This window comes from Gemmatimonas sp., from assembly GCF_036405635.1.
In the GTDB taxonomy this organism is placed as follows: Bacteria; Gemmatimonadota; Gemmatimonadetes; order Gemmatimonadales; family Gemmatimonadaceae; genus Gemmatimonas.
On sequence record NZ_DASWXE010000211.1, the window covers coordinates 1 to 2225 of the forward strand.

The 2225-nt window shown below is 65.5% G+C and carries 3 protein-coding genes and 2 pseudogenes; all 5 read left to right on the forward strand.

All coding sequences use genetic code 11. The features are described from left to right. Positions 1–252 (forward strand): annotated as a pseudogene (locus tag VGE27_RS16835) (HPr kinase/phosphorylase); the annotation flags it as partial. A 13-nt stretch (positions 253–265) separates the two neighbouring features. Further along, entirely contained in the window at positions 266–679 is a 414-nt protein-coding gene (locus VGE27_RS16840; RefSeq protein WP_331050839.1) for a hypothetical protein, read from the forward strand. Positions 680–788: 109 nt separating this feature from the next. Further along, positions 789–1283 (forward strand): PTS sugar transporter subunit IIB, encoded by a 495-nt coding sequence (locus tag VGE27_RS16845; RefSeq protein WP_331050840.1) that lies wholly within the window; start codon positions 789–791, stop codon positions 1281–1283. 8 nt (positions 1284–1291) lie between these two features. Next, positions 1292–2008, forward strand: a complete 717-nt coding sequence (locus VGE27_RS16850; RefSeq protein WP_331050841.1) for a PTS sugar transporter subunit IIC — start codon at positions 1292–1294, stop codon at positions 2006–2008. Then, a pseudogene (locus VGE27_RS16855) lies at positions 1998–2225 on the forward strand (hypothetical protein); the annotation flags it as partial. The gene VGE27_RS16850 and the pseudogene VGE27_RS16855, both read left to right, overlap by 11 nt.

Consider the following 2225-nt stretch of genomic DNA (forward strand, 5'->3'; position numbering starts at 1 on the left):
GGCAACGCCCATGTCGACCGCACCGGTCTCGATGTGCAGACCATCGATATCCTCGGCGTCGAGATCCCGAAGATCACGGTGCATCTCAATCCCGGCAAAAACATCACGGTGATTGCCGAGGTCATCGCGATGAACCATCTCCTGCGGTATTATCGCGGATACGATACAGCGACGGCCTTCAACGAGCAGTTGATTGACCGCATGCGTCGCAAATCGGATGTCCAGCGTTACCTGCAGGAGGATGACGAGTAGTGCGAGGCGCGCGATGAGCACCCAAGCTTCCGAAGCCCCCAGCGACGTCACGACCGTTCGCGCGGTGGTTGCCGGTCACGGCACCTTTGCCACGGGTGTCATCTCGGCGATCGAACAGATCACCGGGCGAGGATCGGCGTTTCTACCCATCTCGAACAGCGGACTCTGCCTGGACGATATCCAGGGAGCGCTCGCGCAGGCGCTCGATGATACGGGGGCCAAGGTCGTCTTCACCGACCTGCCGGCCGGCAGTTGTACCATGGCGGTTCGGCGGATGATTCGCGAACGTCAGGGCGTGTTGCTGGTGACCGGCGTGAATCTCTCGCTGCTGCTCGACTTCGCGATGGCTGACGAGGTTGATACGGTAGCGGCGGTGCAGGGCGCGCTCGATCGCGGCAAGGCGTCGATGGTGGTGTACGGCGCCTGACGCGCGCAACGTCGATCCGGTTGGCGTTGATGATGTTGCTGGTGTGTGTTCGCAGGCTACGTTCTTGTCCTCCGCATTCCCTCCGTTCGCTCTCAGTACGCTCGACCGCATGCCCATCGCGCTTTATCGCATTGACGATCGCCTCATCCACGGGCAAGTGGTGGTGGGCTGGGGACAACCGCTCGAACTCGGGTTCATCGTGCTCGTCGACGACGAAGTGGCCGGTAGCGAGTGGGAGCAGGAGCTCTACCGCATGGGCGTGCCGCCGGAAATGGCGGTGCACTTTGCCACGGTCGACGAGGCCATTGCGGGCCTCGACGGGTACGAGCGAAAGTCAGCGCCTGGCATCGTACTGGTGGGCGACATCGGCACCATGCAGCGTCTCGTGACCGGCGCCAACGGTCGTATCCGCACGGTCAATGTGGGTGGTGTGCACCACGTACCGGGCCGCACGGGACGTCTGCGGTATGTGTACCTCACAGCCCCCGAAGAACAGGCGCTGCGGGACATCGCCGCGCAGGGTGTGGACGTGACCGCTCAGGATGTGCCATCCGCGCGGCCGGTGCCGCTCGAGGAACTGCTGCACTCCACGGTCGGCGTCTGAGCTTCCTCGTGCCTGCCGAACTCCCTGCGTCGTTCTCCGACCTGCTGCCCCTGACGGTATTGGCTGGGGTGGCCGGGCTCGACGTGGTCAGTTTTCCGCAGGCCATGATCTCACGTCCCATTGTGGGTGCCACGCTCGGTGGCGCTTTTCTGGGGCAGCCGCTGGCCGGTCTCACCTGTGGCGCGGCGCTCGAGTGTCTGGCCCTCGAATCCCTCCCGGTCGGAGCCTCGCGTTATCCAGAGTGGGGCAGTGCCTCGGTCGTAGCGGGGGCGATTGCGGCGAGCCATGTGACACCGGCCGGCCTGCCGGCGGTCGGGCCGTTCGCCATGGCCGTACTGGTCGGTATTCTGGCGTCCTGGCTGGGCGGCATCAGCATGGTGAAGCATCGACAGCTCATCGCCCATGTGGCGCGTCCGCGATTGCCAGAGCTCGCTGCGGGAAACCGCGGCACCGTCATCGGTCTGCAGCTCTTCGGCATGACTGCCGACCTGCTGCGAGGCGCGCTGGTCGCCTTGACGATGCTGGTGTTGGCAGCCCCGGTCGCGGAGATCGTGCACGCCCGATGGGGGCTGCGCGATGACCTGTCGCGCGCCCTGGTCATCACCTGCGTCGCGGCCGTCGCAGCGGCCGCCGTGTGGAAGGACTTTCACGCCATCTCCGGTACGCGGCGACTGTTTCTGTTGTCGCTGGCCGTGGGAACGCTGATGGTGATCCTTGGCGCCTGACGGCCTCCTCGACCCAGGTGCCAGTGGCGCCGCGCCGGCCGTGGGTGAGCCACCGCGCCTCGAACCGTCGCTGCACATGGCGATGTACCTGCGCTTGCTCGCCATTCAGGGCTCCTGGAACTACGAACTCCTCGTCGGCAACGGGATGGGGTTCTGTATCGAGCCGGCGCTTCGGCGCCTGCCTGGCGGCATCGACGGGGAGTCCTACCGGGCCGCA

Excerpts from the sequence above, each read along its gene's own strand:
- VGE27_RS16845 (WP_331050840.1), top strand. The coding sequence starts at position 789 with ATGCCCATCGCGCTTTATCGCATTGACGATCGCCTCATCCACGGGCAA.
- VGE27_RS16840 (WP_331050839.1), top strand. The coding sequence starts at position 266 with ATGAGCACCCAAGCTTCCGAAGCCCCCAGCGACGTCACGACCGTTCGC.